General features: G+C 41.7%; 25 protein-coding genes and 1 riboswitch. Of the genes, 11 read left to right on the top strand and 14 right to left on the bottom strand.

Going from position 1 to position 26,390, the window contains the following annotated elements; translation table 11 throughout:
- Nucleotides 1–5: 5 nt before the first annotated feature.
- Nucleotides 6–182 carry a hypothetical protein gene (locus tag A7985_RS26360; RefSeq protein WP_176716679.1) on the bottom strand — a complete coding sequence of 59 codons (177 nt, stop codon included), beginning with the start codon at nt 180–182 and terminating at the stop codon, nt 6–8.
- Between the two features lie 37 nt (nt 183–219).
- On the opposite strand from A7985_RS26360, the gene nrdB reads away from it, so the two are divergent.
- Both nrdB and yfaE read left to right on the top strand, forming a co-directional pair.
- Nucleotides 220–1,350, top strand: a complete 1,131-nt coding sequence (nrdB, locus tag A7985_RS03900; protein ID WP_065789088.1) for a class Ia ribonucleoside-diphosphate reductase subunit beta — start codon at nt 220–222, stop codon at nt 1,348–1,350.
- The gene (yfaE, locus tag A7985_RS03895; protein ID WP_065789087.1) at nt 1,350–1,622 is read left to right on the top strand and encodes a class I ribonucleotide reductase maintenance protein YfaE; all 273 of its coding nucleotides are present in this window, start codon (nt 1,350–1,352) and stop codon (nt 1,620–1,622) included. Before nrdB ends, yfaE begins: the two co-directional genes overlap by 1 nt.
- Here yfaE and A7985_RS03890 read toward each other — a convergent pair.
- Nucleotides 1,614–2,138, bottom strand: coding sequence for a YaeQ family protein (locus A7985_RS03890; RefSeq protein ID WP_065789086.1), 525 nt, complete (start codon nt 2,136–2,138; stop codon nt 1,614–1,616). The genes yfaE and A7985_RS03890 overlap by 9 nt on opposite strands.
- 154 nt (nt 2,139–2,292) lie before the next feature.
- Between A7985_RS03890 and A7985_RS03885 the strand changes: the two genes are divergently transcribed.
- A complete protein-coding gene (locus A7985_RS03885) occupies nt 2,293–4,833 on the top strand; it encodes a TonB-dependent receptor (protein ID WP_065789085.1) in 2,541 nt (846 codons plus the stop codon).
- A gap of 172 nt (nt 4,834–5,005) precedes the next feature.
- On the opposite strand, the gene A7985_RS03880 is transcribed toward A7985_RS03885, so the two are convergent.
- From A7985_RS03880 to A7985_RS03870, 4 genes are read right to left on the bottom strand one after another with little or no spacing between them, the layout of a single operon-like run.
- Nucleotides 5,006–5,410 (bottom strand): GtrA family protein, encoded by a 405-nt coding sequence (locus A7985_RS03880; protein ID WP_065789084.1) that lies wholly within the window; start codon nt 5,408–5,410, stop codon nt 5,006–5,008.
- A complete protein-coding gene (locus A7985_RS26740; protein ID WP_218061277.1) occupies nt 5,410–6,207 on the bottom strand; it encodes a hypothetical protein in 798 nt (265 codons plus the stop codon). Before A7985_RS26740 ends, A7985_RS03880 begins: the two co-directional genes overlap by 1 nt.
- Nucleotides 6,138–6,824: an ArnT family glycosyltransferase gene (locus A7985_RS26735; protein ID WP_218061276.1), complete on the bottom strand. Its 687-nt coding sequence runs from the start codon at nt 6,822–6,824 to the stop codon at nt 6,138–6,140. Before A7985_RS26735 ends, A7985_RS26740 begins: the two co-directional genes overlap by 70 nt.
- Entirely contained in the window at nt 6,825–7,862 is a 1,038-nt protein-coding gene (locus A7985_RS03870; RefSeq protein WP_081310475.1) for a glycosyltransferase family 2 protein, read from the bottom strand. It abuts the gene before it with no gap.
- 127 nt (nt 7,863–7,989) lie between these two features.
- On the opposite strand from A7985_RS03870, the gene A7985_RS03865 reads away from it, so the two are divergent.
- The 4 genes from A7985_RS03865 (at nt 7,990) to A7985_RS03850 (ending at nt 12,362) form a co-directional block, all read left to right on the top strand.
- Complete coding sequence (locus A7985_RS03865; RefSeq protein WP_065789083.1) at nt 7,990–8,667, top strand: response regulator transcription factor; 678 nt, start codon at nt 7,990–7,992, stop codon at nt 8,665–8,667.
- Nucleotides 8,664–9,938: a sensor histidine kinase gene (locus A7985_RS03860; RefSeq protein WP_065789082.1), complete on the top strand. Its 1,275-nt coding sequence runs from the start codon at nt 8,664–8,666 to the stop codon at nt 9,936–9,938. Before A7985_RS03865 ends, A7985_RS03860 begins: the two co-directional genes overlap by 4 nt.
- Before the next feature lie 328 nt (nt 9,939–10,266).
- A complete protein-coding gene (locus A7985_RS03855) occupies nt 10,267–11,472 on the top strand; it encodes an N-acyl amino acid synthase FeeM domain-containing protein (protein WP_065789081.1) in 1,206 nt (401 codons plus the stop codon).
- Entirely contained in the window at nt 11,472–12,362 is an 891-nt protein-coding gene (locus A7985_RS03850) for a class I SAM-dependent methyltransferase (RefSeq protein ID WP_065789080.1), read from the top strand. The genes A7985_RS03855 and A7985_RS03850 overlap by 1 nt, the downstream gene beginning before the upstream one ends.
- A gap of 213 nt (nt 12,363–12,575) precedes the next feature.
- Here the strand turns inward: A7985_RS03850 and A7985_RS03845 are convergent, their stop codons facing one another.
- Nucleotides 12,576–12,908, bottom strand: a complete 333-nt coding sequence (locus tag A7985_RS03845; protein WP_065789079.1) for a hypothetical protein — start codon at nt 12,906–12,908, stop codon at nt 12,576–12,578.
- A 210-nt stretch (nt 12,909–13,118) separates the two neighbouring features.
- Nucleotides 13,119–13,661 carry a tetratricopeptide repeat protein gene (locus A7985_RS03840; protein ID WP_141685259.1) on the bottom strand — a complete coding sequence of 181 codons (543 nt, stop codon included), beginning with the start codon at nt 13,659–13,661 and terminating at the stop codon, nt 13,119–13,121.
- 385 nt (nt 13,662–14,046) lie between these two features.
- On the opposite strand from A7985_RS03840, the gene A7985_RS03835 reads away from it, so the two are divergent.
- The gene (locus A7985_RS03835; RefSeq protein WP_065789077.1) at nt 14,047–14,547 is read left to right on the top strand and encodes a hypothetical protein; all 501 of its coding nucleotides are present in this window, start codon (nt 14,047–14,049) and stop codon (nt 14,545–14,547) included.
- Nucleotides 14,548–14,697: 150 nt separating this feature from the next.
- Here A7985_RS03835 and A7985_RS03830 read toward each other — a convergent pair whose 3' ends face one another.
- Nucleotides 14,698–15,654 (bottom strand): nucleoside hydrolase, encoded by a 957-nt coding sequence (locus A7985_RS03830; protein WP_065789076.1) that lies wholly within the window; start codon nt 15,652–15,654, stop codon nt 14,698–14,700.
- 341 nt (nt 15,655–15,995) lie between these two features.
- On the bottom strand, nt 15,996–16,145 hold the full coding sequence (locus A7985_RS26355; protein ID WP_176716678.1) for a hypothetical protein: 150 nt from the start codon (nt 16,143–16,145) through the stop codon (nt 15,996–15,998).
- A 306-nt stretch (nt 16,146–16,451) separates the two neighbouring features.
- Nucleotides 16,452–16,534: riboswitch (cyclic di-GMP riboswitch) on the top strand.
- A 227-nt stretch (nt 16,535–16,761) separates the two neighbouring features.
- Between A7985_RS26355 and A7985_RS25645 the strand changes: the two genes are divergently transcribed.
- From A7985_RS25645 to A7985_RS03815, 3 genes are read left to right on the top strand one after another with little or no spacing between them, the layout of a single operon-like run.
- Complete coding sequence (locus A7985_RS25645) at nt 16,762–18,558, top strand: cellulose binding domain-containing protein (protein ID WP_081310411.1); 1,797 nt, start codon at nt 16,762–16,764, stop codon at nt 18,556–18,558.
- A 12-nt stretch (nt 18,559–18,570) separates the two neighbouring features.
- The gene (locus tag A7985_RS03820) at nt 18,571–21,741 is read left to right on the top strand and encodes a DUF1592 domain-containing protein (protein ID WP_065789075.1); all 3,171 of its coding nucleotides are present in this window, start codon (nt 18,571–18,573) and stop codon (nt 21,739–21,741) included.
- 29 nt (nt 21,742–21,770) lie between these two features.
- Nucleotides 21,771–22,997 (top strand): DUF1552 domain-containing protein, encoded by a 1,227-nt coding sequence (locus A7985_RS03815; RefSeq protein ID WP_081310410.1) that lies wholly within the window; start codon nt 21,771–21,773, stop codon nt 22,995–22,997.
- Between the two features lie 650 nt (nt 22,998–23,647).
- Here the strand turns inward: A7985_RS03815 and A7985_RS26350 are convergent.
- The 4 genes from A7985_RS26350 to A7985_RS03800 all read right to left on the bottom strand — a co-directional run bounded on the left by A7985_RS26350 (nt 23,648) and on the right by A7985_RS03800 (nt 26,361).
- A complete protein-coding gene (locus tag A7985_RS26350) occupies nt 23,648–23,824 on the bottom strand; it encodes a hypothetical protein (protein ID WP_176716677.1) in 177 nt (58 codons plus the stop codon).
- Nucleotides 23,825–23,905: 81 nt separating this feature from the next.
- The gene (locus A7985_RS03810; RefSeq protein ID WP_065789074.1) at nt 23,906–24,382 is read right to left on the bottom strand and encodes a YfbM family protein; all 477 of its coding nucleotides are present in this window, start codon (nt 24,380–24,382) and stop codon (nt 23,906–23,908) included.
- A 148-nt stretch (nt 24,383–24,530) separates the two neighbouring features.
- Nucleotides 24,531–24,893 carry a hypothetical protein gene (locus A7985_RS03805; protein WP_065789073.1) on the bottom strand — a complete coding sequence of 121 codons (363 nt, stop codon included), beginning with the start codon at nt 24,891–24,893 and terminating at the stop codon, nt 24,531–24,533.
- A 508-nt stretch (nt 24,894–25,401) separates the two neighbouring features.
- Nucleotides 25,402–26,361 (bottom strand): NAD(P)H-dependent oxidoreductase, encoded by a 960-nt coding sequence (locus A7985_RS03800; protein WP_065789072.1) that lies wholly within the window; start codon nt 26,359–26,361, stop codon nt 25,402–25,404.
- Nucleotides 26,362–26,390 lie beyond the last annotated feature (29 nt).

Below are 26,390 nucleotides of genomic sequence, written 5' to 3'. Positions count from 1 at the left end.
AAAATTTATTTGCGGTGTAGAATCGAATTCTGTGATACATTCGTATACTGAATCACACGCTCTGGGTTTAATGACATCAAGTGTAACGGAGCAAATTCCGTTGTCCCTGTATAAGGGTTGAGAAGTGTTATTTCAGCATTTTGTGTCATGATAAATTGTAAACTTTCCAGCGGCTCAGTCACTTAGACTCCGCTATATTTTTGGTATCGAGTATTATTTATGTCGTATTCTACGTTTAACAGAAAACATAATGATCAACTAAAAGAGCCAATGTTTTTTGGCCAGTCTGTTAATGTATCTCGCTATGATCAGCAGAAATACCCAATATTTGAGAAGCTAATTGAAAAGCAGTTATCTTTCTTTTGGCGTCCTGAAGAAGTCGACGTAAGTAAAGACAGGTTAGATTTTCAGGCGTTACCTGAACATGAGAAACATATTTTCCTTAGTAACTTAAAATACCAAACACTGCTTGATAGTGTTCAGGGTCGTTCACCAAATGTTGCGTTACTTCCGATCGTCTCAATCCCCGAACTTGAAACTTGGATTGAAACATGGGCATTTAGTGAAACAATACACAGTCGTTCATACACTCACATCATTCGTAACGTAACCAAGCAACCTGAACTGATTTTCGACGACATTGTTGAAAACGATAAAATCAGTGAGCGCGCAGACTCGGTAACTAAGTACTACGATGAGTTAATAGAAAAAGTATCTATTTACAACATGTATGGCGAAGGAAAGCATGAGATTAACGGCGAAACAGTGCACATTAACCTGTTTGAACTGAAAAAGCTGCTTTACCTCTGCATTATGTCGGTCAACATTTTAGAAGCAATTCGCTTCTATGTGAGCTTTGCATGCTCATTTGCTTTTGCTGAGCGAGAGCTTATGGAAGGTAACGCGAAAATCATCAAGCTAATCGCACGAGATGAGGCGCTTCACCTTTCAGGCACTCAGCACATGTTGAATATCATGCAAGAAGGCAAAGACGACCCTGAGATGTCAATTGTTGCGGCGCAATGCCAAGAAGAAGCAATTCAAATGTTCGTTGAAGCTGCAGAGCAAGAAAAAGAATGGGCAGAGTACCTATTTAAAGACGGCTCTATGATTGGCCTTAACAAAGATATTTTGTGCCAATACGTAGAGTACATCACAAATGTACGTATGGCTGCTGTGGGTTTACCGACGCAATTCGAAAGCAAAAGTAACCCGATTCCATGGATTAATGCTTGGTTGGTTTCTGACAATGTTCAGGTTGCTCCGCAAGAAGCTGAAATCAGCTCCTACCTAGTTGGTCAAATCGATTCTGAAGTAAGTGCGTCAGACTTTGGTGATTTCGACCTGTAATGGAAGAAAGGCCACAACCGACTATAACAATCGAAGACCACGATGAGCCGCTGAAATTTGCGGCTCAATCACCTTCACTGCTATGCACACTTGAACAAAACAATATCGATGTCCCCTACCAATGCCGAGAAGGCTATTGCGGCGCTTGTCGAGCAAAGTTAGTACAAGGTGAAACAGTTTACAACCAAGAGCCCTTGGCATTTGTGCGAGATGGTGAGGTGCTATTGTGCTGTTCGAAGCCGATAACCGATATTGTGATTAAGCTAGCTTAACCTTTGCACGTCTGTTTGAAAGTAATCGGTGCCATTGCTGATCGCGATGGCACCGTCTTCAATGATTACATCCCAGTGCAAACTGCGAGTTAAGGCCGCGACCAAATCATCTATCCAAACTTGTTCCACTGAAAATATACGAATGCTAGGCAGGGCTATCAAATGTGGCTCTAAGGCATTAAACCACTCTTCATCGTGAACCATAAATATAATGGTTTTGTTGAAGAGCTTTGCATATTTTTGCACGTCATCTAGCTCTAATGCGCCAGCAAATAGTGCATTTTCGATCAACCCACTGTCATCTTCGTGCCATACGTCAGGGCTAGACTTTTCGCGACTGTTCAGCCAGCGCACTTTATCACTATAGGACAACGCGCAATAGCCGATGAGCTTTAACACAAAGTGCTCAAGTGTTTCTGCTTTTTGTAATGCTGTTGTAAAGGTTTCAAGGTGATTTGCTTGATGAAACAAATCCGCTATTTTCAACCTTACTTTGAATACAAATGGTCCAGTCATACTAGGCTCTGATAAACACGCTCTAGCTTAAATATAGGAACAGTCAAATATAATTCAAACTTAAAGTTATAGTATAACATCATTGTTTTTGAAAAAATGAGGTGTTATATTATTACAAGTTCACAATCACTATCATAATCAAGAAAGTAGTAACATGTTTAAACAATCTTTGATCTCACTGAGTGTCAGCGCAGTAATGCTGTCGACGTCGGCATATGCTGGCGAGTTAAAGGGTAAAGTTGTAGATAACAACAACCTACCGGTTAGCAATGCAAATGTGCACTTGCACGGCAAATCGCAAACCATTAAGACTGATGCTGAAGGTAACTTCACCATTGATGTAGATGCAGCATCACAATTACATGTTTCAAAAAATAACTTTATTGATCAACGTCTAGACGTTAATCCAGACTCTCCTTTTGTTACCGTAACACTAACGCCAAGCTCTGTTGAAAGTATTGTTGTATACGCATCAGCTTTACACAAAAGTAATATGGAAATGGCGTCGCCTGTAACTGTTGTAAGCGGTGATACACTAAAAAACTCTGCTAAACCAACTCTAGGCGAAACACTTAAAGGCTTACCTGGTATTAACGCAAGCTACTTTGGCCCAGTTTCTTCAAGCCCTATCATCCGTGGTTTAGACGGCCCGCGCGTTAAAATTACACAAAACGGTTTAGACAGCAGTGACGCTTCTCGTATTGGTCCTGACCACGCAAACACAAACGATGCACTTGGCGCAGAGCAAATTGAAATTCTTCGCGGCCCTGCGACGCTACTTTACGGTTCAGGCGCAATTGGTGGTGTGGTAAACGTAGTTGATAACCGCATCCCTACTGATGTAATCGACGCACCTCAAGGCGCTGTAAACTACAGCCACGACACGAATTCAAACACCAACACCTATGCTGTATTGTTTGAGACTGGTCATGAAGGTTTCAACTTCCACTTTGATGGTGTAAAGCGTCAAGGTGACGACTATGACACGCCGAGCTTTAAATTACCTGGCGACCATGACGAGCATCATGAAGACGAGCACGGGCATGACGACCATGAGCATGAAGGCGAAGATCACGAGGGTGAAGAAGAGCATGCTGCTGAGTACGCTGAAAAAGTAGACAATACTTTTATTGACTCAGAAGTATTTAACATCGGCACAAGTTACGTATCAGACCATATCACTGCGGGTATTTCTTACGGTCGCATCGAAACTGATTATGGTATTCCAGCACACAGCCATGATCACGGACATGATGAGCATGGTCACGATGACCATGGACACGAAGACGAACATGGCCATGATCACGATGAAGACCATGGTGAAGATGACGCGCACGATCACGAAGGCGAAAACCACAACGTGTTTGCCCGCGTAAAGCAAGACAGATGGCAAGCGTTATTTAACTATGCACTGCATAATAACTGGTTAGAGTCTATTCAAGTACGTGCAGGTTACACAGATTATGAACATGCCGAAATCGAAGGCGGCGCAGTTGGCACAGTATTCAAAAATGAAACTACTGAACTACGTACTAACTTCGAGCACCGCATTGGTGGTTGGCACGGGATCTTTGGTTATCACTACTCTGACAGTGATTATGAAGCACAAGGCGCGGAAGCATTCACGCCAGCTACAAATACCACAACGCATGCATTCTATATTTTAGAAGAAAAAGAGTTTGGTGATTTCACGTTAGAGTTGGGCGCGCGCGTTGAAGATTTTGAGCTTTCAAGCCGAATTACCGAAACACATGTTGGTCACGATGACGATCATGATGAGCACGGCCACGACGACCATGATCATGACCACGGTCATGAAGAAGATATGGTAAAAACCACCCAAATCTCTGATTACACTTTAGAGATGACTAACGTAAGTGCGTCAATTGGTGGTGTATATAACTACGCGCCTGGTGAAAACGTTGCTATCAGCCTTTCTCGTTCAGAGCGTGCACCTTTGACAGCTGAATTGCTTTCTAACGGTCTACACATTGCAACAAGCACCTATGAACTAGGTCTTGGTTATGAAATTGAAGGCACAGAGATCCACTTTGAGCCAACAGATATCGAAAAAGAAACATCGACAAACTTAGACATAAGCTACCGTCGTTTCATCGGTGATTTTGGCTATACGGTTAACGTATTCCATAACAATATTTCTAACTTCTACTACCAAGAAAAGACAAATTACTTCTTTACGTCTGAGCATGGATTAGAAGTTGCTGACCACGAGCATGAAGGCGCACGTGACGTTTATCAATATGTGAGTAAAGATGCGAAGCTTTACGGGTTAGAATTTGATGTCCACTATCAAATCAACGACTTGACACGTATTAAAGTATTTGGCGACCACTTGCGCGCTAAGCTTGAAGATGGACAAAACCTTCCGCGTATTCCAAGCAACAAGCTTGGTGTTAATTACGCTTTTGAAAAAGGTCCATTTAAAGCAGACATGACCATTACCCGTTACCTAGAGCAAGACAAAGTTACATCATACGAAACAGTAACTAAAGGCTACACATTAGTAGATGCAAGCCTAAGCTACGACTTTGCTGTTCAGGGTATCGATATGGTTGGTTATATGAATCTTGAAAACCTGACTGATGAATTGGGCTTTGTACATAGTTCATTTATCAAAGATCAGGCGCCTCTCCCTGGGCGTAACTTAAAGCTTGGAATTAGAGCTTACTTCTAAACAGTTCCTTTCTTTTATAGAGACCCAAAATGCTGTCCTTAGTGGCAGCATTTTTATTTTTAACGCTTTTTATAAGCTGGCCTTACACCCATACTCGTATTCAAACCAAGAAAATCTGCGCGGGGCTATTTCAATAAGAATCGATTAAAATCTAAAGTGCTCATCAGGCATTTCAACTCTCACCACTTACATCGTGACCCACTTTAAATACCCACATAGCACTGAGTACATAGTTTAAAACCATCCCCACCAGTACACCGCAAACAAAAGCAAAGTACACGAATAACAGTTCGTTTGAATATAAAGTCATCGCTTTAAATATGGTAAGGTTGATTAAGCCAGCAAGTACCGCACAAATTAAGCTCTTGCGACATTCGCCGACTAGTCGGTTGGAACTAGCCGTACAAAATGTAAAGTGTCGGTTACCAAGCCACGTCGTTAAAGCAGCAATAAAGAATGCAAGCCCCCTTGCCCACTCGACCTGTAAAGACAGGCCAAAACTTAGCAGTGTGAATACTGAAACATCCACAGCAAATCCTGTAATGCCTACTAGGGCAAATTTAATCAATTGCCTCATCACTCACCATGCGTATTGCTGCAAGTGTATAACGAACGGCCTGATTGAGATTCTAGGTCAACGGTGCAACTTAAAGAATTTTGAACGATAAGCGCAGTCACCTGTTCAGGGTGCCCAATCAGATGATACTGACTCAATGAAGGTAAGATATCTGCATCTTGTAATAATTTAGCTTGCCCTCGGCTATAAAATTGACCTGAAAATGGCCGCTTTCCCACATAAAAAACAGGAAGCTCTGGCAATGTCTTTTCAAATATTATTCGATCACTGCGACTATCCGCTTTGCCCATATTAAGTACAAGTAAAGCAATCATCAGCATAACAGGGATCAAAGCGGACGCTCCCCACAACCATTTAAAGTCTTTTTGTGTTACTAGCATCGCTATCAACACACCAATAGCAGGCACGCCTGGTAGTACATAAGCGGGTAATATGTTCCCTGAAAGTGTGAATAGTAAAAGTGGTGACAAAAGCCAAAATATTAAAAAGCTAAAAAGACCAGTATGACCCTTTTCAATATCATGTTTCTGAGTGCGTTTTTTCCAAATTAATACTGGGAGTATCAATGACCATGGCAAAGCAGATTGTAGCCAAAACAGCCAAATAGTTCCGCGAGGCCTATCATGGGCATTGCCATAGAGATCGCCTTCCCAACCACTAACTACAAATCGATTAAAATGCTCTCCAACAATAAAATAATCTAAAAACCCTGGTGTCGCGATTTCTGCTAGGACATACCACGCAGTGCAACAACTAACATGAGTGCACCGCCTGACAGTATCGGAAACCTTTGCCACAATTGCTTAAATGCTCCCAAAAAACCATGTTGGAGCATAAGCCAGGGGACGACTGCGATCGCCATAATCACTAACGCTACCGGTCCTTTAGCAAGTAATCCACACGCCAAACCAAAGAAACCTGCGTAGCCCCATTTTTGAGTATGCTCATCTTTTTGTAGCCAGCACAAATAAAATCCCACCATCGCGATAGTAAGCGCCAAGGTCAATGCCATATCAGTCATAACTGCACCTGAAGCAATAGTAAAAATGCCGCACGTGGCAACTACGATTGCAGCGACAACCGGGTTATTGTTGGTTTTCTTCGCTAAAAACCCAATTAAGCAAATAGTCAAAACACCTGCAAACCAATGTGGTACTCGCACCGCAAATTCATTGAGCCCAAAAACCTGAATCCCAGTAGCACTCATCCAAGTAAAAAGCGGAGGCTTTCCCCAAAATGGCACGCCATAATCAAATTGAGGAGTTAGCCAGTTCCCCGTTTCCACCATCAATCGCGCCATTTCACCATAACGGGCCTCTGTCGTATCCATTAAGGGGTAAGTCGCCAAGGAGATCAGCCTAAGTAGCAGTGCAAACGCTAAAAGCGACCAGAGGTGTATTTGTCTGATTGTCATTTATGCATTCTCCCTAAATGACGCCAATGCTTCATTTTTGCAATGGGCTTTCGCGCAATTGTGTACATCAGCAACCAGATAAAGCGGTCTTTGTTTTACTTCAACAAAAATGCGCCCTATGTATTCCCCTAATAAACCTATAGACAACAGCTGCACACCACCGAGCGCTAACTGCACAACCATAGTGGACGGATATCCAGAGACAGCTTCACCGAAAGCCATCGTTTTAGTGATTATTACGAGCCCATAAACAAACGCAGATCCCGCAATCAGTGCACCCAATATGGTCGCTATTCTAAGTGGCCGAATAGAAAAGGAAGTGATACCGTCCATGGCCAGACCTATTAATCTTAAATAATTCCACTTTGTTTGCCCTAAATAGCGTGCGTCACGTTCAAATGCAATGGTTGTTTGATTAAACCCGGGCCATGCGAAAATACCTTTCATGTAACGAGTCCGCTCAGGCAGTGCATTGATGTGTTTGACAACTTTGGCACTCATCAAGCGAAAATCGCCAACGTTTTCTGGCACATTTAACGGCGTCATCTTATTGAGTAACTTATAAAAGCAAGCTGCTGAAAACCGCTTAAACCAAGATTCGCCATCTCTGCTAGTACGCTTCATGTTAACCACGTCAAACCCTGCTCGCCACTTACATAACATTTTTGGGATCAACTCTGGCGGGTCTTGGAGGTCAGCATCTATCATAACAACGGCTTGCCCCTGCGCATGATTGAGGCCGGCACTCATCGCGCTTTCTTTGCCAAAATTACGGCTAAGCTCGACACATCTTATTGTACAGTTTGGCGCACTAAATTCTTTGACAATATCCAAACTACCATCAACACTCCCATCATCCACATAAATGATTTCTGTTTCACCATGAATTTGGGTGAGCACCCACTCAAGGCGCTGGTGGAATTCATTCAGTACTTCTGCTTCGTTATAAAAAGGAACAACGACTGATAAAATGGGTCCAATATCTCGGCGCTCATTGAACGCACTTATATTAGTGATTGGTGCATTTGAAATAGACATAGACATGTATCCGGATCATTAAAAGACGGGTTCAGCCTACAATGGTTGCAGTGAAAGAGTTGTTATCGACATTTTTTTCACGCGCTTTGTGCATAATGTAAATTTGAGTTTTTGTTGGAGAGTTCGCTTGAAAAGACTGTTAATCGTTGAAGATAATCGCGAAATCGCTGGTATCTTGTTCGACTACTTTGAGTCATTAGGAATGGAGATTGATTACGCAGACAATGGAGAGTTAGGGTTAAAGCTCGCCAGTGAAAACACATTTGATATCATTCTTTTGGACCTTATGCTACCCCGCTTGAGCGGCCTTTCTATTTGCAACAAGCTCCGGGAGTCAGGCAACACTACTCCAATATTAATGCTCACGGCATTAGATGGCCGAGAGGATATTCTTCAAGGGTTTGAACACGGAGCTGATGATTATCTAACAAAGCCATTTGACTTGGACATCCTAGAAGCGCGCATGCATGCATTGATCCGCCGTAGTAATGCTGAATTCGCTACTCAAAAGCTCTGCTATGGCGAGGTTTCAATCGACCAAAAAACACGACAAGCCTACAGACAAGGGCGCTTACTTGCGCTAAACCCCACGACCTACACCATCCTGGAGTTACTCTTAAAGAAAGCACCAGAAGTGCTTACAAAAGAGGAGATCGCGTTTCAACTTTGGCAAGAAAGTGACCCCAACAATGATGTATTACGCAGCCATATCTATCAGCTCAGAACCCAATTAGATAAGCCATTTGAGCATGCTGTTTTAATCACTGTGCCTAAGGTAGGGTTTAGGTTGGAGCAGCCTTCATGATTCGACGATATCTTGGAAACACGCGTAGTATGACTGGTCGTCTCGCCCTCTTTTTTGCAGCTGTTTCAGCCGTGATCGGGTTATTCTGTTTTGCGCTCATCACCCTTACTTTGCACTGGGCCGAGGATCGTATGGGTGAAAGACGCATACTTATTGATAAGAAAGAAGCTATTCACTATTTTCACTCTAACCCTGATATTAGTGTGATTCAGTTGGATTTACTGACAACGGCATATAACGACATTTCGTTAGTGCCGAAAACCTATCGACCTTACCTAGTCGGAAAAAGCCACTTTTTGGATGAAGTTCACATAGAAGATGGCTCTCAAATGGTTTACTTAAGTACATTTACTCACAATGGTGATGAAAAGCCGATTATCTTGCTTACTTATGTTGATGAAGTAGAGCTTAGCTATGATGAGTTTATCACCGTGATTGCCATCAATCTTACCTTTGTGGTTGTGCTTGTTTTTATTTTTGCAAAGCTTCTGATGAAATTGTCACAGCGTTTGATTGAGCCAGTTAACGCACTTAAAACCCAACTAGATAAGAACGACCCGAGCGCCGCTTTCGCCCTGCCAAATGATGCAGCCAATGAGTTTCAAACGCTCGCAGCTGGATTAAATGGATACAGAACTCGAGTAAATGAGCTGATTAAACGCGAGCAATCTTTCGCTAGATACGCAAGTCATGAGCTTAGAACACCTTTAACTGTGATTAAAGGTGCATCAAAGTTACTCCTTAGAGCCTGTGAGGATGGTTTTATTTCACGCCAAGTAATTAGAGTACAAGAAGCCACTACACAAATGTCGACTATGACCGATGCTCTCTTAGCATTAGTTCGCTATGAACGAGAAAAACACAATGCGCCTTTTCGCTTGGTAAGTGCTGAAGAACTAAATAGTATTATGGCGGCCAATCTAACGTTAGCACAGGAAAAACAACTAGAATTAATGTGCACTATTGAGAGTATGCCTAACGTCCAAGCTAGCCCACCAGTAATAGCCATCGTACTAAACAATTTAATTAGAAATGCGATTGCTGCAACCGAAAAAGGCTCTATCGAAGTTTGCATGACTGCATCAAAATTGAAGGTAATCGACAGTGGGTGTGGTTACGATGGAAATCAAGATCCACAGGGGCACGGATTAGGTCTACTGATAGTCGAAGACTTCTGTCAGCGATTCGATTGGGAGTTCTCTTTATACAATAACGATCAACGTGGCTGCACTGTATGCGTAGATTTTGGTTCAAGAAAAGTTCTGGACTAAAGTTAATTCCATGGTGTTTAATTTAAATGCTTGTTTGTCTACTAAGAGAAAAATACTTAGGTTTTGAACAATCAGCCTCGTCTACTAATTCTGAATAAGCGCGAATCGATTCTGACAATTTAGTCCCTTAATGGTTGATTTTTACGGGTGTGTAATTTGCTTTGGAGCAACTACAGACATCGAGAATCAACGGTGCTTAAAATCAACGACTCTGACCCCATTGATTTTGATATATTATTTTTCTTTGAATATATTATTACTCGTGTTTACCGCAACGCTACTGAGGGTTACAATCCAGCTTTGCAATAATTAAAATAAAGTCAGTTGAATGTCTATTAGAGTTAAAGTCGCTAACACTCCGGTTGAGCTCAATCATGTATACCAGCTCAGGTATCAGGTTTATGCCGAAGAATACGCCTATATGCAGAAAAACCCACAGCGTATCATCATGGATATGTTTGACGGTATGCCCGATAGCTATAATATTATTGCTTATGATGGCGACACACCGGTTGGTACAATACGTGTAGTCATTGACGGTGCCCTTCGATTGCCAGCAGACCAAATGTACGACTTTAATCAATACCGTACCCAACTTATTGAGCAAGCCCATTCAAAAGGCTTGCCTGTGCCTTTACTGGCTAACTCAGGCATGTTTGCTATCGATGCTAGATGGCGAAATCGCCGTGATTTGTTTCGTGCTTTGTTTAAACTGAGCTGCGATATCGGGGAAGCAAGAGGCGTCACGGATATTATTACAACCGCTAATATTGAAACTCTGGCGCTATACAAGCGTATGGGGTTAAAGGCACTTGGCGCGCAAATCCGTCATGAACATATTTCTGTCTCAATGGTGCCCATGCATTGCAGCATGGCGCAGATCACGCAATGGGCGTTCGGTGGCGCTCGGAAAAACTCTAAACTAACAGAATTATTTGCCCTTTGTTATGAATACTTATTGGTCAGTGCTGGCACTCCGATTTTTTACGCTGCGGATGAAAACCCCGATGAAGCTTATTTAATAAGCAGCGGCGCGATAGGTATTACTATGGACACAACCGCACAGCAACAAGACTTTGATCTAGCAACTTTAACTGCGGGAGAGCTATTCGGTGAATCATGCCTCATTGATGAACAGGCTCGCAAAGTCAATGCCATCGCCATTGTCAACACAGACTTACTTGTACTAAGGAAAAGAGACTTCTGGAATAAGGTCAATCAAGATCAGAACTACATGAAAGAGGTGCTCAAAGTAATGGATCAAAAGCTTCGGGATGTCGGCCGTAGAGCCTTGATTTATGCGCATGCTTCACGTGAAGAAAGATTGCAGTTTTTCCTAGAACAACTTGCAAAAACCGCACAACCTATGCTTAGAAAGCCACATCAACGGGTCGTCAGAATGGGCGGTCAGGCGTTTTCTGTAATATCAGGAGTTGAGCGTAATGAAAGTCAGGCATTTCTTGAACGGCAGGCACAAACAGGCAGTATTGGCTTAACGGAAAACAGTATCGTTTTTTATAGTGAGGCACGTTAATGAAAGATAATGATGCTAGTTCTACCGCTTTTACCGTGGCTCAAGGACTTTTATTTGCAGCCCAAACCTCAAAGTATGGAGATTTAGTCAACGACAATGTGATCTCTGTTTCACGTCAAATACTGCTGGGTAGCGAACAAGGTCGTCACAGACTGAAACAACTCGAGAGCTGGTGGTTTTGCAAGCTCGCAAAACTCAGAGAGCGGCTATTATTGCCCGGTATTTCCTTACATTATGTTTTGCGTAAGCGCCATATTGAACAACTGACTCTGAATGCCCTATCAGACGGTATCTCACAGGTAGTAGTCTTAGGTGCTGGTTTTGACTCTTTGTGCTGGCGCCTGCAACATGATTACCCCAAAGTTAATTTCATCGAAATTGACCACCCTGCCACTCAAAAACAAAAGGTAAAGGCATTAGAGCAAGGCGCGACTCAAGGCAAAAACATGCACTTTTTGGCAGTGGATTTTGGCCGCCAAAAACTCCAAACTGCACTGACAGAGTTCGAGGCATTCGATCCGAAGCAGTCGACCTTGTTTATTTGCGAAGGGGTTTTAATGTATTTAAACGAGAAAGACGTCGATACTATCTTTGATTCTATTCGGGCATTAACTGGGTGTGGAACACAGTTTATTTTTTCCACTCTAGAACCTAAAGAGAGCCCCAGAAACACCGTGCCCAAAATTCTATACCGTCACTTAGAAAAGCTTGGGGAGCCCGTACTGTGGGATATTGATAGTCACATGATGCAAGACTACTTGCAAACACACCAATGTGAGCTCCACTCTGTTGCTGGTGGGCAGGAATTAGTAGCGCAACAGATACAAGGAAAACTACAACAAAAAATGTATCAGGGAGAATATTTTGTGCATTGTACTTTTCGCGATTGATAAATTCTAGCTCGCCCTTTTAGCCGCTGTCAGTTTGAACTTAAGATGTGAGAAAAATATTCACGTTTGTTGAAGGCGCGCTTTATTCGTGTATATAAGGCTTTGACCTATCCAATTAAAAATAGCGCGCTAAGGTTAGAAGGTATAGGTGAAAGCCAAATAATATATACGAAGTCAATGCGACAAGACGAGCTGTTTGCCGCTAATGAGTGTTTATTGGCTATTACTCTGTTTGGGTTGCGTAGGCTCAAATTCAACTAAATAAACAATTGCCGAAGGTATATGCTTTCTCGAGTACGAAATAATTTTATAGGAAGTGAATTGAGGATTTCTTCGCATAAACTTCTTTGCTTCAACGTCTAGTGCATTTCTAGTTGTCAGCTCAATTTCGGCTTCTGGAGTCAATGGCAAACCACCAAATGCAATTTGAAGAGAGTACTGATTATTATCTTTTAACTCAAATTCTTCACCGTATAACGCCGTTGTAACGCAAGCGCTCAAAGTTAAAAGACACACTAATACAGCTGTAAGCTTTATCCATTTCATGTTTTGGACCCTAAGAAAAGTTAAAATAACAATGTATTTTCTCCTAAACCATTAGCAGAGTCACGAGTAAAATAAGATGCAACCAATCAGGTAAAACCAAACGCCTAAACCTTAATCGCATAAAAGCGCTATCTAGCTTTAAAAAAGCAGTAAGGTTAAAAGGGCTTTTAAGCTCAAGTTATAGACTCTACTAATTTCAGGTTCTAACTACTATTTTTGCGTTAGTACAGCCCTAATTTGACTACTGATGTGTTGAGCACTTTGGCAAGCTGGGTCTTCTAAACCGTTTTGACAACCTATTTCTAGCACTTTCAAAGCCTTGTCAAAATCTCTTGCGACACCTTTCCCTTGCGCTAAATAGGCGCCAAACATTGTGCAACCCCACGCATCATTTTTCGAGCAGGAAAGCTCAAAGGTTTTAACCGCACAACTTAAAGATGATTCGCCGTTAAGCTTGATTAAACCAGAAGCTCTATTTGTACAGGCATTCACTAGGCCCATTTTACAGGCCTTTGAAAACAAAGCTTCAGAATAATATGTGTTTTCTGAACTCTCTTGAACGTAATTTGCCAGTGAAGAGCAATAATTGGCATCACCTTTATTACAGAAATCAAAACAAAGACTCGGATGACTTGAACAGTAATTAATAAAGTCTTTATAAGGCAGATCTTGATTTGGAAAAAAATCAGCCGGACATTCTGAGGTTAACTTCTTATAGCTGTCGTCGGAATCCATCTTCTCAAAGGTTGACACTAGACTTAACTATTCTGCGAATGCACTGAGAGATAAAAGAGATACTATAAACAAATACTTCATAAAACATTTATGCTATACAAATGGAAATATACTCAAACTATATAATTTAAAATACAGTCTAGAAAATAGCAATTAATACAGGTTTATTATTAATATGGCATAAAAAACAGTGTAATCCCTGCTAGACCTAATACATTAATAACAGCAACGCTAGCTTGAACTCTAAAGCATTAATTGACAAAGCACGCATTTAATATACTTTAAGCCTAGCTGATAAACGCAGAAGGCTCATGATATGCCGTCATTACGCGCTGCATAAACTTCAGCTTAAATAAGCTAACAAAGCCTTCATTAATCTATCTCTTAAGGAAAAGTACAACCTATGAAACTCACAAAATTAGTTTTTTTAAGTTCCATCATCCCTCTTTTTGCCACAGCGCAAGGAAGACAATTGTATGAGTGTGATAACGAGTACGGCCAAGGCTGCGTTGCTGTTGAAGGAACATCCAGCCCTATATTCGCAAAAGGAACCACAGGAACAGTACTCGGCTATGATGAACGTCAAAACCTCGTTCCGCTCAAGGTCACAGATCTAATTCCCGCCCCGAACAATGCGCGTTTTAACCAAGACGGATCTACAGTATTCACCAACGGCTTAATCTCAAACGCTATCAAAACAAATGATAAATATATAATTTACTTCACGGAGACCTTACCTGATACCAACTATAGCGTAGACTTCCAGCCGATTATAAGTAGTGGATGGCTTGACACTGTTATTCGCGGAATTTACGTTGACCGCGTCGAAATAGCTTTCGTTAATGCGAACACAGGGACAGCCCGTTTCCCATCTGGCGGATTTACGATAGACATCACCCGCTAGGCTAACTCAGTCACAAGAAGACCTATTAAAAGGCCTTCTTGTTCTGACTTGCAATTCGCATGGTAAGTTGGCGCATTTTATATTCTATGAAGTTTTTTCAAACTCAATGACCCACCCAAAACCTACATCTTCTCAGCCTGACTAGCTAGCTTAATTGCCACAAATAATATCGAAGTAACGTTGATTAAATGTTTGAGATTCCACATTGATTGCTATTGTTTGTTTTGGTGAAGTGGCCCACTCATCAATTGGAAAAACGCGGTCTGAACTTTTGTATAGTGTGTGTCCTTTTGCGGGTCCCTCGGTTATGACTCTTATTTGCCCTTGCTTTGTTGTAAAAATTTCAGGAGCAACTAAATACATGATTGCTGAAGAGTCATGTACATAAAACCCATCTAATCCAAGGTCATCACTGTAAAACTGTGCATAAAAACGTGTAATATCATAAATAAATTCACCGTATTTTGTGCTGTGAGACCTGACTTTCTCTAAATACGCATTTGACATCAAGGTCTGTTGCGTAACATCTAACCCAACGATGGTCACTGGCCAATCTGCATTAATAACAATGTCTGCTGCAAGTGGATCACCATACACATTCGCTTCTGCAAATGGCGTCAGATTTCCTGTATGGCCATTATGTCCAAAGGCTCCGCCCATAATGATGACTTCTTTCACTAACTTGCCAATTTCGGGGTCTTTTTGAATTGCCAGCGCTAAATTTGTGAGCCTACCCACCGCAACGAGCGTAATTTCTCCCGGCTGTTCTTTGATTTTTTCAATAATGTAGTCATGCGCGACGAGAGGCGATAGTTCTGCGTTTACATGATCAGGTATTACAATATCCCCTAATCCATTTTCACCATGCACTAGCGTGGCTGGCTCTGTCTTCACATGATCTAGCGGTGTGTCAACACCTTTGGCCACTTCAGCACGCATCCCAAACCTTTGTTTTAAAAACAATGCATTACGTGTCGTGTTTTCTATACTGGCATTGCCGAAAGTTGTCGTAATTCCAATCACTTCAATCTCCTGACTTGCATGAGCGAGAAGAAGCGCCATCGCATCATCGATACCAGGATCGGTATCAAATATTATTTTTTTCATTTAGCACCCTAAAAATTGGAACGATATAAGTCACTCATCTTAACATGTCAAAGGTCGACTCTTCACTAGAAGCACTTTAATTTTTCAAATTTGTCTACCGTTAATCACACACGATTTATTCAGATATTTACTCTATATTGACGACGTCATCAATGACTTATCAAGCACTGTCTCTTTGAGCTAATTATTCTAACAGGCTTGAAATGGCAAATTTGAACGAGTGGATAGGGGTTAGATAATAAGTATAATGGGGAGGCAGATATCATAGGGGCCTCCCCTAGTCTTTGACGGACTTTAAATCTTATCTATATCACAGATTATTATAATCAGTCTTTATTATATTATTTAGAAATATGGCAATATGCTCTGCTCAATTCTTCAAACCAGCTAGAAGTAAAACCACCGCCTGCTACGTGCGGTGTTAAGTCCTGCTCTAGCGCTTTTTTATCTGACAAGTTTTTAATATTTTTCTTTTTCACTGCTAATTTCATATTTATCCTTAATTAATATCTGTAGTTTTAATCTTGTTCACATTATGAACAAGTAAATAATAACAATGTGAAATGCATGCGTAACCTGTCATTTATCAGCGTTTTGTAAAATAGTTCATTTCAGATACTTACCCTCGCTTTTGCAATGCAACTTTGCAACAGGGCTCAGTTCATAAACGCTTTTAAGGGATTCGATCAGGCTTTTTCATTAGGCGCACTGATAATTAGGATGAAATGTGCAAATACTGTGAAAGTTGCGGTCAGAGCTTTGCGGTAATTGCAATTTTAAGCTAATTTGCTTTAACAGGCTTAAAATAGCAAACCTTTCGAAAGAAAGGGACGCAAAGCTTCCGGTCTAAGGTGGAAACTAAGATAGCGGGGTTGCTGAATGCCAACATCAATAATGCTGTTGTGAGCACACTTTTGCGTATGCTCATTGCGTAGCTGATCGGCATTCATGCATGTGACATTTATTGTCATTCCTTTTATTTACGTCCCTTCCTTAATACCTGAACTTGCTCTAACTATTGCCGCCTGTTAGCTCTGGTCAACGCCCAAAATGGCGAAGAACAGTAAGGAAATAACATGTCAAATGGTAATGTTTCGGGGAATTTTCATGAGACAACGTAGAAATAACTACAAGCAGGACCGCTTTTTAAAAGTCGGACTCTGTTTAATGGTTTTGGGGCACCCCATATGCAGCTTGGCCGCGCAATGCGAGTTCAAGGTAAAAAACGAATGGCAGAGTGGATATACCGCAGAAGTCAGCGTGTATAACAATACGGAGACCGTCATAAATGGTTGGGAAGTTGGGTTAGAGTTTAATCAAGGTGAGTCAATCAACAATGCTTGGCGCGCCAGATTGAGTGGCAATAGTCCATATCAATTTAGCAACCTTAATTGGAATAGCACTATTCAGCCGGGCTCATCCAAAGCCTTTGGCTTTAATGTCAAAAAGAGCAATGGGCAAGCCGTTACCACACCAAGGTTATTTGGCATTTGTGAAGGAGGCTCACAAAATAATGATGTTAAGGTAGTGGCATCCGCATCAGACAATCAAGGCACTGCACCAGCAACAATCAGTTTTACCAGCGAAGCGACTAATTTACCTTCAGATAATGTGCGTTATCACTGGGACTTTGGTGATGGCAGCAGCTCAAATGAAATAAACCCACAGCATATCTTCGAACAAGCAGGTGATTATTCTGTTTTATTGACAGTCAACGATGGCACAGATGACCACTCTGCATCGCCCATTCAAGTTTTAATTAGTGAAGCCCAGCCAGAATCGGCGCAATGTACTTTTGAGGTTGAGCAAGAGTGGATCTCCGGTTTTCGTGGCAAAGTTACCATCACCAATACTGAAAGTGTCGCCATTTCAAATTGGAAAGTACTCATGGCATTTTCAGACAACACCAAGTTGACAGGCGTTTGGCATGCTAGGCATAGTGGCAATAACCCGTATGAAATCATCAATGAAAATTACAACAGCACCATAAACCCAGGCCAGAGTTTAAATTTTGGCTTCAATGCCCAAAAAGCACAAGAAAATGATACACCAGCAATTCCTTCCCTTGGCGGTTTATGCTCATTAGACGGTGATATTAATCACGCGCCATTAGCAGTTGCATCGGCCTCTACTACATCCGGTGATTACCCACTAACGATAAACTTTAAAGGCGATGAATCTTCTGATTTAGACGGTGATGCACTCACATTTAGCTGGGACTTTGGCAACGGACAGACTTCAAGCGAGCCAAACCCTACTTATATTTATGAAGAAGAAGGCACATTTAGCGTCACGTTAACAGTCAACGACGGTGTTATAAGCACAGTCAGCGATCTAGTCACTATTCAAGTTTCAGAACCTGAGGCGCCACCAATCAGCGCACCATTTGTATTAGACCCACAAAGCTCTCATCTTTACTTTGTATCGACCAAAAAACAGCACCTCGTTGAATCACACACATTTAACAATATCAGTGGCAGTATTACACCTGAAGGGGTAGCAAGATTAGCTATTAACTTGAGCAGTGTAGATACCGCTAACGACACCCGTGATGGCAGAATGAAAGAATTTTTATTCGATACCGAGTCATTCCCAACCGCCGAGGCTCTGCTTGCCATTGATTATGCTGCGCTCGTTACACTTCCTATTGGTAGCACTGAAAACCAATCCGTCTCAGCCACACTCAACCTCACTGGCGTTATAAAAGAAGTGAACGCTGATGTTGTTATTCGACGTCTTGCAAACAATAAAATTATGGTGCAAACCATAACACCAATTGTGCTAGACGCCACAGACTTTGGTTTAGAACCTGGTATTGAAACGCTTAGAACATTGGCAAACTTATCGGTGATCAGTTACGCAGTGCCCGTGAGTTTTAACCTTGTTTTTGAAGCGCAGAAATAGGAGGGAAAGAAGATGATACGCAATAATTTAACACGCTTTTTTACCTTGACTGATATCTGGTCTCATACGCCAAAAATCGCTAGGTTCGCTGCCTGTTTAAGCCTACTAACCAGTGCCTCTTATGTTCAAGCTGCACAGTGTTCCTTCACTATTCCAGACAATTGGAACAATGGCTTTAAAACCGAGATTGTCATTGAAAACCCGTCAGATCAGGACCTCAATGATTGGTCCATCGAGCTTACATGGGATCAAGGTATTTCACTGCAAAACAGCTGGAATGGTGATTTCAATTGCCATGATGCAGGCTGCACCATTTCGTCACAAAGCCATACCATACACGCCAATCATTCATTTGGTTTAGGCTTTGTTGCCAACAAAAATGGCTTAACTGGTGATGTCACCATGACCTTAAGTGGTGATATTTGCACAAATTCAGAGCCCACTACGCCACCGAGTGATGTAACTGAAACGGGTTTATGGCAACTTGATAGCACGACGTCTTTACTGAGTTATGTATCAGTAAAAAAAGATCACGTTGCAGAGTTAAATCAGTTTGTTACACAAAACAATGACTCCCCCGCCCTGTCTGGCAGTATCGACGTCGACGGTAACGTAATACTGGCAGTTGATCTAAGTACCATTTCGACTGGTGTAGATATCAGAAACACTCGAATTTTAGACTTGCTCTTTGAGACCGATTTATTGCCCATAGCTTATTTCAGTGCTCAAATAGACAATGCACTGTTAAGTAATTTAGAAATTGGCCAACCAGTTATTCAAAATGTGACTGGTGAAATGAGCTTACATGGCATCAACCATCAGATGACGCTTGACGTGCTGGTTGTCAAACTTGCTTCCGGTAAAGTCAATGTCAGCACGCTTTCACCCATAATCATCGACAGTAAAAGCTTTGAAATGGACTATGGCATAGAAGCTTTGCGTGTTGTTGCTAACCTCACTAGCATTGGTGAATCGGTACCAGTCTATTTCAACCTGACTTATTTGGCTGCCGAGCAAGACAACTTTGAGCCAGTTGCGATGCCAGAAAAGCCAGCAGCGCCGACAGAACTCAGTGCCAGTGTGCTGTCAATTGATGCCAAAGCGCAATTAAATTGGCGCGACAACAGCAATAACGAAACCGACTATCTAGTGCGCTTTAAAAGCTTGGATGGGCGTTGGCAAACAGCTGCTGAGCTGGCATCAAACTCGAGCTTTTATGAGTCTGGGTTACCTGAGTCAGGCGAATTTGACTACAAGATCATTGCACTCAACAATTCAGTGCCTTCAGAACCAAGTAATATTGAACGTGTCGTTGTGACACAAACAGATCCAGTTGCCCGTGGTATGCAGCTATATCAAACTGGGTGTGCTGGTTGTCACGGCTCAGAAGCAGGTGGTTTAGGATCATTCCCTGCACTTGATACTGAGCGAGATATACAAACCATGATTGATACCATTGTCACTACCATGCCTTATGGCACTCCGAGTGCATGTGATGAACAATGTGCAACAGATATCGCTGCTTATCTACAAACACTTTGGCCTGCACCTTTGACCTGTGATGTCGGTGTTGCACCCGTGGCATATGGGGCAAGACAGTTGAAGATCTTAACTCAAACAGAGTATCAAAATACGGTCGAAGATTTGCTGGGCGTCGATTTTCTTGTATCAGATGGATTATCTCCTGACTCTCAAGTTGGTTTCTTCATAAATAATACCCACGCAAGCGTACAACCATCTAACTACAGTAATTACTTGTTAGTGGCTGAAGAGTTATCTGAGTGGGTAGCTGAAAATAACTTTTCACCAGCTTTAAGCTGTACTTCAATAAACGAAGATTGTGCAAACCGCCTAGTGGATGAACTAGCACCTCAAATCTTCCGCCGCCCGTTAACACAAGATGAGGCACAAAACTACAGACTGATCGCGACAGGCTTTTTCCACAATGGAGATATTGAAGCAGGTATGAAGCTAGCGTTAGAAGGACTGTTGTCTTCACCGCAATTTATCTATCGTCACGAATTAGGCGAACCGAACCCTGATAACTCAGAGCTAGATGCGGATGCCTTCGAGCTGACTTCATGGGAAATGGCGACCTTCTTATCTTACACATTTACAGATTCAACACCCGATCAACAACTCTGGCAAGCAGCTGCGCGTGACGAACTGCGCGAGGAAGCCAATATCATTGCCCATGCAAACCGTCTTGCAGATAGCTCAAAGTCGGTACTTGGCGACTTTGTTGGCAGCTGGCTGGGCACAGGAAGTTTAGAAGTGGCAACCAAAGATCAAAACATCTATCCGGGTTTTGCACAATTGGTCCCTGCCATGAAAGCTGAGATGAATGAGACATTCTCATACATCATGACCGAGCCCAATGAGCGTTTCAGCTCGTTGTATACTGCAAACTACACCTTCGTCAATCAGTTACTTGCCGAGCACTACAATATTGCAGGTGTCACTGGCGAAGAGCTGCAAAAGGTAGATACAACTGAGCGCGGTGGCATATTAGCCAATGGTGCATTTATGTCGCGTTGGGCTGAGGTTGCTGAATCCCACCCTATTTTACGCTCGGTACGCGTGCGCCGCCGCATGCTGTGTCAAGATCAACCCGATCCGCCAGCAGGCACCTTTGAAGCCAGAGAGCAAAGACTTGCAGAGTTATCTGACATGCTCCAAGACCCTACAACCACAAACAAACTTAAATATCACAGTTTAACAGAAGGCCAACCTTGCTCTACTTGCCATGAAAAGTATATCAACCCCATGGGATTCGGGATGGAAGACTTCGACGCAGTTGGTAAAGTCAGAGGGGTTGATAATAATGGTAATACCATAGATGCGTCGGGTACCCTCTTCGCGCCTGAAAAATACGCAGAAGTCAGCGAGTCTATCCCCTTTAATGGTGCCAAGCAATTAGGTGCTGTGATCGCTGATCTTTCCTCAGCGCAAAGTTGCTTGCCACAGCAAATGTTCCGTTACGTGATGGGCGTTGGTCACGACTCAGTCGACCCGACCAGCGAAGAAGATAAACGCCTGTCTGAAACAGAGCAAATCGGTTACATGTGTGAAATAGACACACTTAAAGATGCAATGATGCAGAACAGCCCAAGAGCCATGCTAGAAAAGTTTGGTTCATTAAAGTCTGTACGTTATCGCAAAGCTTGGTCCAGAAATGAATAGCGCGGGTCACAATACAGAAGGTTAATAAAATGAAAGATGAACATTTAAATAACATGATGATGTCACGCCGAAGACTACTAAAAGTGTTTATGGCTTCGGGGATTTCTACCGCCCTGATCCGCACTTCGCCATTAGTATCTGGTCTATTGATTGCTAGAGATGCGGATGCACAAAGCGCGGGACTACCCAATAAAACCGTATCGATTTATATACCTGGCGGGTCAATATCGTCACTTTGGAACCCTGCGGGAAGTGGAGATAGCATGCAACTCGGCGTAATGTCCGCAGGTTATGAACCGGTAAAAACCGAATGTAACTTTATGGTCAATATGTCACATTCCAATGCGGGTCATGGCCGTATGCCTATCTTACTCGCCCAAAATTGGGGCAGTGACAGTTATGATGTGATTATGGGTAATGCTTTAGGACCTAATTTACCGTTTCGCTATCTTAACTTGGGCGTCCACAGTAATGGCCAAGGCCAATTAACCAAAGACAATCGCAATCACCTGCCATTCCAAGAAAACCCGTTCACCGTATTCAAAATGGTGTTTGGTAGTGCACAAGGCAGCAATAGTAAAACACCTATCATGAATGCACACATGTCCGCAGCTAATGCAATTAAAAACAGGCTCGCGGGTTATGAGGTGCAAAGGATGAATGACCATCTCGATGCGATTTCTGATACTCAGCGCCGCTTAGACGACTTATATGGCGGCGCGTCTTGCGGTATCGCGCCTGATAATACCGAGTTTCCTCTGACCTTTGATACATTCAGTCAGCAGGCACGCTTACAGGCTGATATTGCCGTGGCCGCTTTGCAATGCAATTTGACCAGTTCTATTTCTCTGGCATTTGGTAACCACCAAGCGGAGTTTCGTATTCCAGAGTTAAATTTCCAAGGACATTATCACAATGCAATTCATGGCGGCAGTAACGGGCAACCAAACTATCCGTATTACACCGAAATGCGTAGCCACTTAGGTAGCCTAAGCGCGTATTTAATCCAAAAGCTAAAAGCGGCAGGCATATTGGATAGCACCGTCGTGCTAGAAACTTCGGATATGGGGCACGCAGATAAACACTCTGCAAACCCTTGTTCTTACCTCATTGCTGGCGGCGGCGCTCGTATAAACCGAGGCGTAGTCAGTAATATGGGCTCTGGTTATAACCAACATGATGTGCTGCATACAGCTGCTAAAGCGTGTAGTGTTGACCTTGGATTTGGTAAGGAGATCCCAGGGATTATTGTTTAGCAGATAAATACCATAAGCCCCTTTATTAGGGGCTTATAATGTTGCTTTAGTGAAATCTCTTTTAAAGATAACACGCACACAGTAGGCAATAAATTGTTAGCTCAAACGTGAAAAGTGGACAGTGAAAATAGCCAACTAATTTTTATAACCTGATCAGGTCTTCGTTAAACACAACTGATACGATACACAATCAAAAGCATAGCCTGCTCAATATCAGCTCTTTGGGTCCGTCATTTCAATACCGTCAGATACTTCACACTTCGCGTTTTGCGACTCTACAAAGTTCTTTATAACCTCCATGCGCTTTTTCTCGATAGAAAGGACTTACAGTATTTAGTTTAAACACGCACAAATATCGGTTGATATTTTCATTAGGCCAAGCTGTTTCTTTACAACAAGCGCAGCCACATTTTTAGAGCCTGTGTTTTGCTTTTCTTGGGCACTCGCGCTACTGGAAACAGAGCTAGGAGTAGCACAATAAATTTCCATGCCGTTCAATTATTTTGGCTAATATGACCAGCAATTTTATAAATGGCAATACAGCCTGTTAAAATTGGTATTGCAAATACAACGAGAAATACGTTCTGCGCTAATACCAGCCTTTCTGTAGAAGATTCCCAAAAAGAATCAATTATTAACCACTCAATAAGTTAAAGAACAAAGGATACTAATATTGAAAAAAGTAATACATTTCCCCATGGTAACCCCTTAACCTTACTGAATTTATAAGCTGCTAGCAGAGCAATGATAATACTTGCTATACCTAATAAAGCAGTAACTCCATTAGAAATGGAATAGATTAAAAAAAAGGTGCTATCTTCATCCATGATGCAATCTCCTTTAAATGGTCTTGTGTCCAATCCAAAAAGTTTTTACGCCAATAATTCGATAAGAAGTATATTCGATTATTAATGCATAAAACTTAGTAGGCAATCACCTGATTTGGCGAGGCCTTCCACAAATGTCTTTAAGTGAGCAAAATTCTGAGTGATATAATTTCTATCTACTTCATTATCTTCAAAGCCCGGATAAATTTCAGGCTCCTCAACGAGAGAAAGGTACTTCACTAGTAAGTCGTTTTCAGAAATTTTTTGTAAACCAGCAGAAATTTCTTTCGTTTGTTCAGCCGTAAAATATCGTGCCGGCCCATAACCCACATCCTCATCAGAAACTGGAACTCCGCCCAGAAAGATAGAACCCTCTATTGAAACAGAGCTCCAAGCACTTCCGTTAAGTAAGAAGTGAATTCCGTGCCATGCTTTATCCATAACACATACTTTACCGCTTTCATCGTCATATAAATATGAAACTAATTTTGAAGGCGCTTCTATCATCTCACTTAACTGGCTTTCACTAATGCTTTTTAAAGACGCAATCATAGACATATTGAATATTTCCTCGAATAACAAATAAAAGTACCGACTCAGCGGCTAAAAAACTTGGATTATAATTAGTTAAAAGCGAGCACATCCAAGCGTTTGTGTTCACTCTTTTGCAAGATACTGATTTGCTCATAAACCGTTAAATCAAAACCTAACTGCCTTGCACGTCAATTTTACTTATACCAGTAGGCGCTTCGATTACGGCTCCACCACATTTATTTGCTATAGACTGAATTGACTCTTCGAGCATTTTATAACCGGTATCATCTGCCCCAATAGGCTCTAAAGAAAAAACATATCCATACTTTACATCTGAATTCAACTTTAACGCTTTGCTTGTTGGCTTTTCTAAGGCATTTAGCTTTTCAACAATAAGCTGCCAATCCATGTTGGGGCTTGGGTATACATACGATGTAGAATCTTCCCATGTCTCTACGTTCCATTCGTTTGACTTTGGAAGATCTCCGGGTAATGTTGCAATACACGTGACCCATATAGCTATATCCATGCTCATATATTTCTCCTAGTAAACTAACCGTGTTAAATTTACCCAATTATATAAATTGCTTTTTTTACAATTATCATTTCTCAGCTTTTGTTCCGTACTTTAATCTCTTAAATACGCTAAAAAGTTATCGCCTTCGGTTTTAAAAAATCAAAGCCGATTTGCTTAACCTCATCAACCACCTAACTTTTTACCTTACCTTCATTAGATTTATCCTGAGAATATCCACTTTGTAAAATATAAAAAAGTCTGATTAATTAATTCTAAAAACACATTAATTCTTTGCGGCCCCGTATTTCATTTTCAATTCAAAAAACTAACCAACTACACACGATTAGCAAAAATGTCGAAAGCGCCTCAGTGAAAACTGGATATTTAATAAGCTCAATATACATACTGAAAACTCAAAGTAAACAAAATAAAATTGCTGAATACTCGTCGAGCGCTCATTTCCCTTGAACACAGGCTTTAAAACTCAACGATCATGACCAGCTCATAAAGCGTAAATACAATTTCGCTACGCAACCTCTACGCTATATTGTGAGATTTCAATTTGGCCATTGTCTTTCAGTTTTAGATCCCACAACTCATTTACGAGCAGATTGACTTGTTCACCTTGTAATTTTGAATCTTCAAATGTGTCCGCTAGTAACCTAATTCTTAGTTCAACCTGATAAGACTGCTCTCGTTGTTTTTTAACTGCAATTTGCTCAACGATGTGCTCACAGTTTGGCTTAAAAGTTTCCCTCGCCATTTTATACCAATCTCTAAAGCCGCTGTGTCCTGTAAACTCCCCCTCGGGCATACTCAACGTGATGCCCTCAGACAAATGCGCCGTAAAAATGGTTGAGTCGTTTGGTAAGGTGTCAAAGTTTTCAAACCAATGTTTAGCAAACCTTTTAATGATTATCTCTGGCGAGTTTTGCAACACGTCTATTCGCTTTATTAGCCTTTTGGCATGAATAGTCGCGCGATTTTGAACATCTTCTAGTTTATTGTACACACCTTCAACATAAACCATTCTGTGGGTATAAATTGGTTCACAAAAGTTAAGCCCGGTCAGGTAAGCAGTTTGCTGCAATGGGTATATTAATTGTTCAACTGTAAAGTGGTTGTAACCTAGCGGATCATAAGACTCTTCAGGGCCGCCGACAGTAAATGACAATATTAAGTCTTTGCCTTTCAACTTGTCGCCATTAGCACCAAATGCAAAGTCGTAAGCAAACACATCATCAAGCCACTTTTTAAGTAACGCCGGTATGGAATACCAATAAAATGGAAACTGCAATACGATGACATCTGCATTTATCAAGGCATTTTGTTCAGCTTGAATGTCTATTTTGAAATCAGGATAAAGCTTATCCAAGTACCTAATGTCTATATTTGCAATTGATTGTTTTAATTCATGTAGGATGACACTATTCGCATATGATCCCGCTGAATTTGGATGTCCCGAAATTACAACAATTTCACTCATACTTACCTCGCTTGTCTTATTTGAACGAA

Source organism: Pseudoalteromonas luteoviolacea, assembly GCF_001696455.1.
Taxonomy (GTDB): Bacteria; Pseudomonadota; Gammaproteobacteria; order Enterobacterales; family Alteromonadaceae; genus Pseudoalteromonas; species Pseudoalteromonas luteoviolacea_C.
The sequence above is the reverse complement of the archived record's forward strand: the minus strand, read 5'-3'. Positions and strand labels throughout refer to the sequence as shown.

Excerpts from the sequence above, each read along its gene's own strand:
- nrdB (WP_065789088.1), top strand. The coding sequence starts at position 220 with ATGTCGTATTCTACGTTTAACAGAAAACATAATGATCAACTAAAAGAG.
- yfaE (WP_065789087.1), top strand. The coding sequence starts at position 1,350 with ATGGAAGAAAGGCCACAACCGACTATAACAATCGAAGACCACGATGAG.
- A7985_RS03890 (WP_065789086.1), bottom strand. The coding sequence starts at position 2,138 with ATGACTGGACCATTTGTATTCAAAGTAAGGTTGAAAATAGCGGATTTG.
- A7985_RS03885 (WP_065789085.1), top strand. The coding sequence starts at position 2,293 with ATGTTTAAACAATCTTTGATCTCACTGAGTGTCAGCGCAGTAATGCTG.
- A7985_RS03880 (WP_065789084.1), bottom strand. The coding sequence starts at position 5,410 with ATGAGGCAATTGATTAAATTTGCCCTAGTAGGCATTACAGGATTTGCT.
- A7985_RS26735 (WP_218061276.1), bottom strand. The coding sequence starts at position 6,824 with ATGACAATCAGACAAATACACCTCTGGTCGCTTTTAGCGTTTGCACTG.
- A7985_RS03870 (WP_081310475.1), bottom strand. The coding sequence starts at position 7,862 with ATGTCTATTTCAAATGCACCAATCACTAATATAAGTGCGTTCAATGAG.
- A7985_RS03860 (WP_065789082.1), top strand. The coding sequence starts at position 8,664 with ATGATTCGACGATATCTTGGAAACACGCGTAGTATGACTGGTCGTCTC.
- A7985_RS03855 (WP_065789081.1), top strand. The coding sequence starts at position 10,267 with ATGTCTATTAGAGTTAAAGTCGCTAACACTCCGGTTGAGCTCAATCAT.
- A7985_RS03850 (WP_065789080.1), top strand. The coding sequence starts at position 11,472 with ATGAAAGATAATGATGCTAGTTCTACCGCTTTTACCGTGGCTCAAGGA.
- A7985_RS03845 (WP_065789079.1), bottom strand. The coding sequence starts at position 12,908 with ATGAAATGGATAAAGCTTACAGCTGTATTAGTGTGTCTTTTAACTTTG.
- A7985_RS03835 (WP_065789077.1), top strand. The coding sequence starts at position 14,047 with ATGAAACTCACAAAATTAGTTTTTTTAAGTTCCATCATCCCTCTTTTT.
- A7985_RS03830 (WP_065789076.1), bottom strand. The coding sequence starts at position 15,654 with ATGAAAAAAATAATATTTGATACCGATCCTGGTATCGATGATGCGATG.
- A7985_RS26355 (WP_176716678.1), bottom strand. The coding sequence starts at position 16,145 with ATGAAATTAGCAGTGAAAAAGAAAAATATTAAAAACTTGTCAGATAAA.
- A7985_RS25645 (WP_081310411.1), top strand. The coding sequence starts at position 16,762 with ATGAGACAACGTAGAAATAACTACAAGCAGGACCGCTTTTTAAAAGTC.
- A7985_RS03820 (WP_065789075.1), top strand. The coding sequence starts at position 18,571 with ATGATACGCAATAATTTAACACGCTTTTTTACCTTGACTGATATCTGG.
- A7985_RS03815 (WP_081310410.1), top strand. The coding sequence starts at position 21,771 with ATGAAAGATGAACATTTAAATAACATGATGATGTCACGCCGAAGACTA.
- A7985_RS26350 (WP_176716677.1), bottom strand. The coding sequence starts at position 23,824 with ATGGATGAAGATAGCACCTTTTTTTTAATCTATTCCATTTCTAATGGA.
- A7985_RS03810 (WP_065789074.1), bottom strand. The coding sequence starts at position 24,382 with ATGTCTATGATTGCGTCTTTAAAAAGCATTAGTGAAAGCCAGTTAAGT.
- A7985_RS03805 (WP_065789073.1), bottom strand. The coding sequence starts at position 24,893 with ATGAGCATGGATATAGCTATATGGGTCACGTGTATTGCAACATTACCC.
- A7985_RS03800 (WP_065789072.1), bottom strand. The coding sequence starts at position 26,361 with ATGAGTGAAATTGTTGTAATTTCGGGACATCCAAATTCAGCGGGATCA.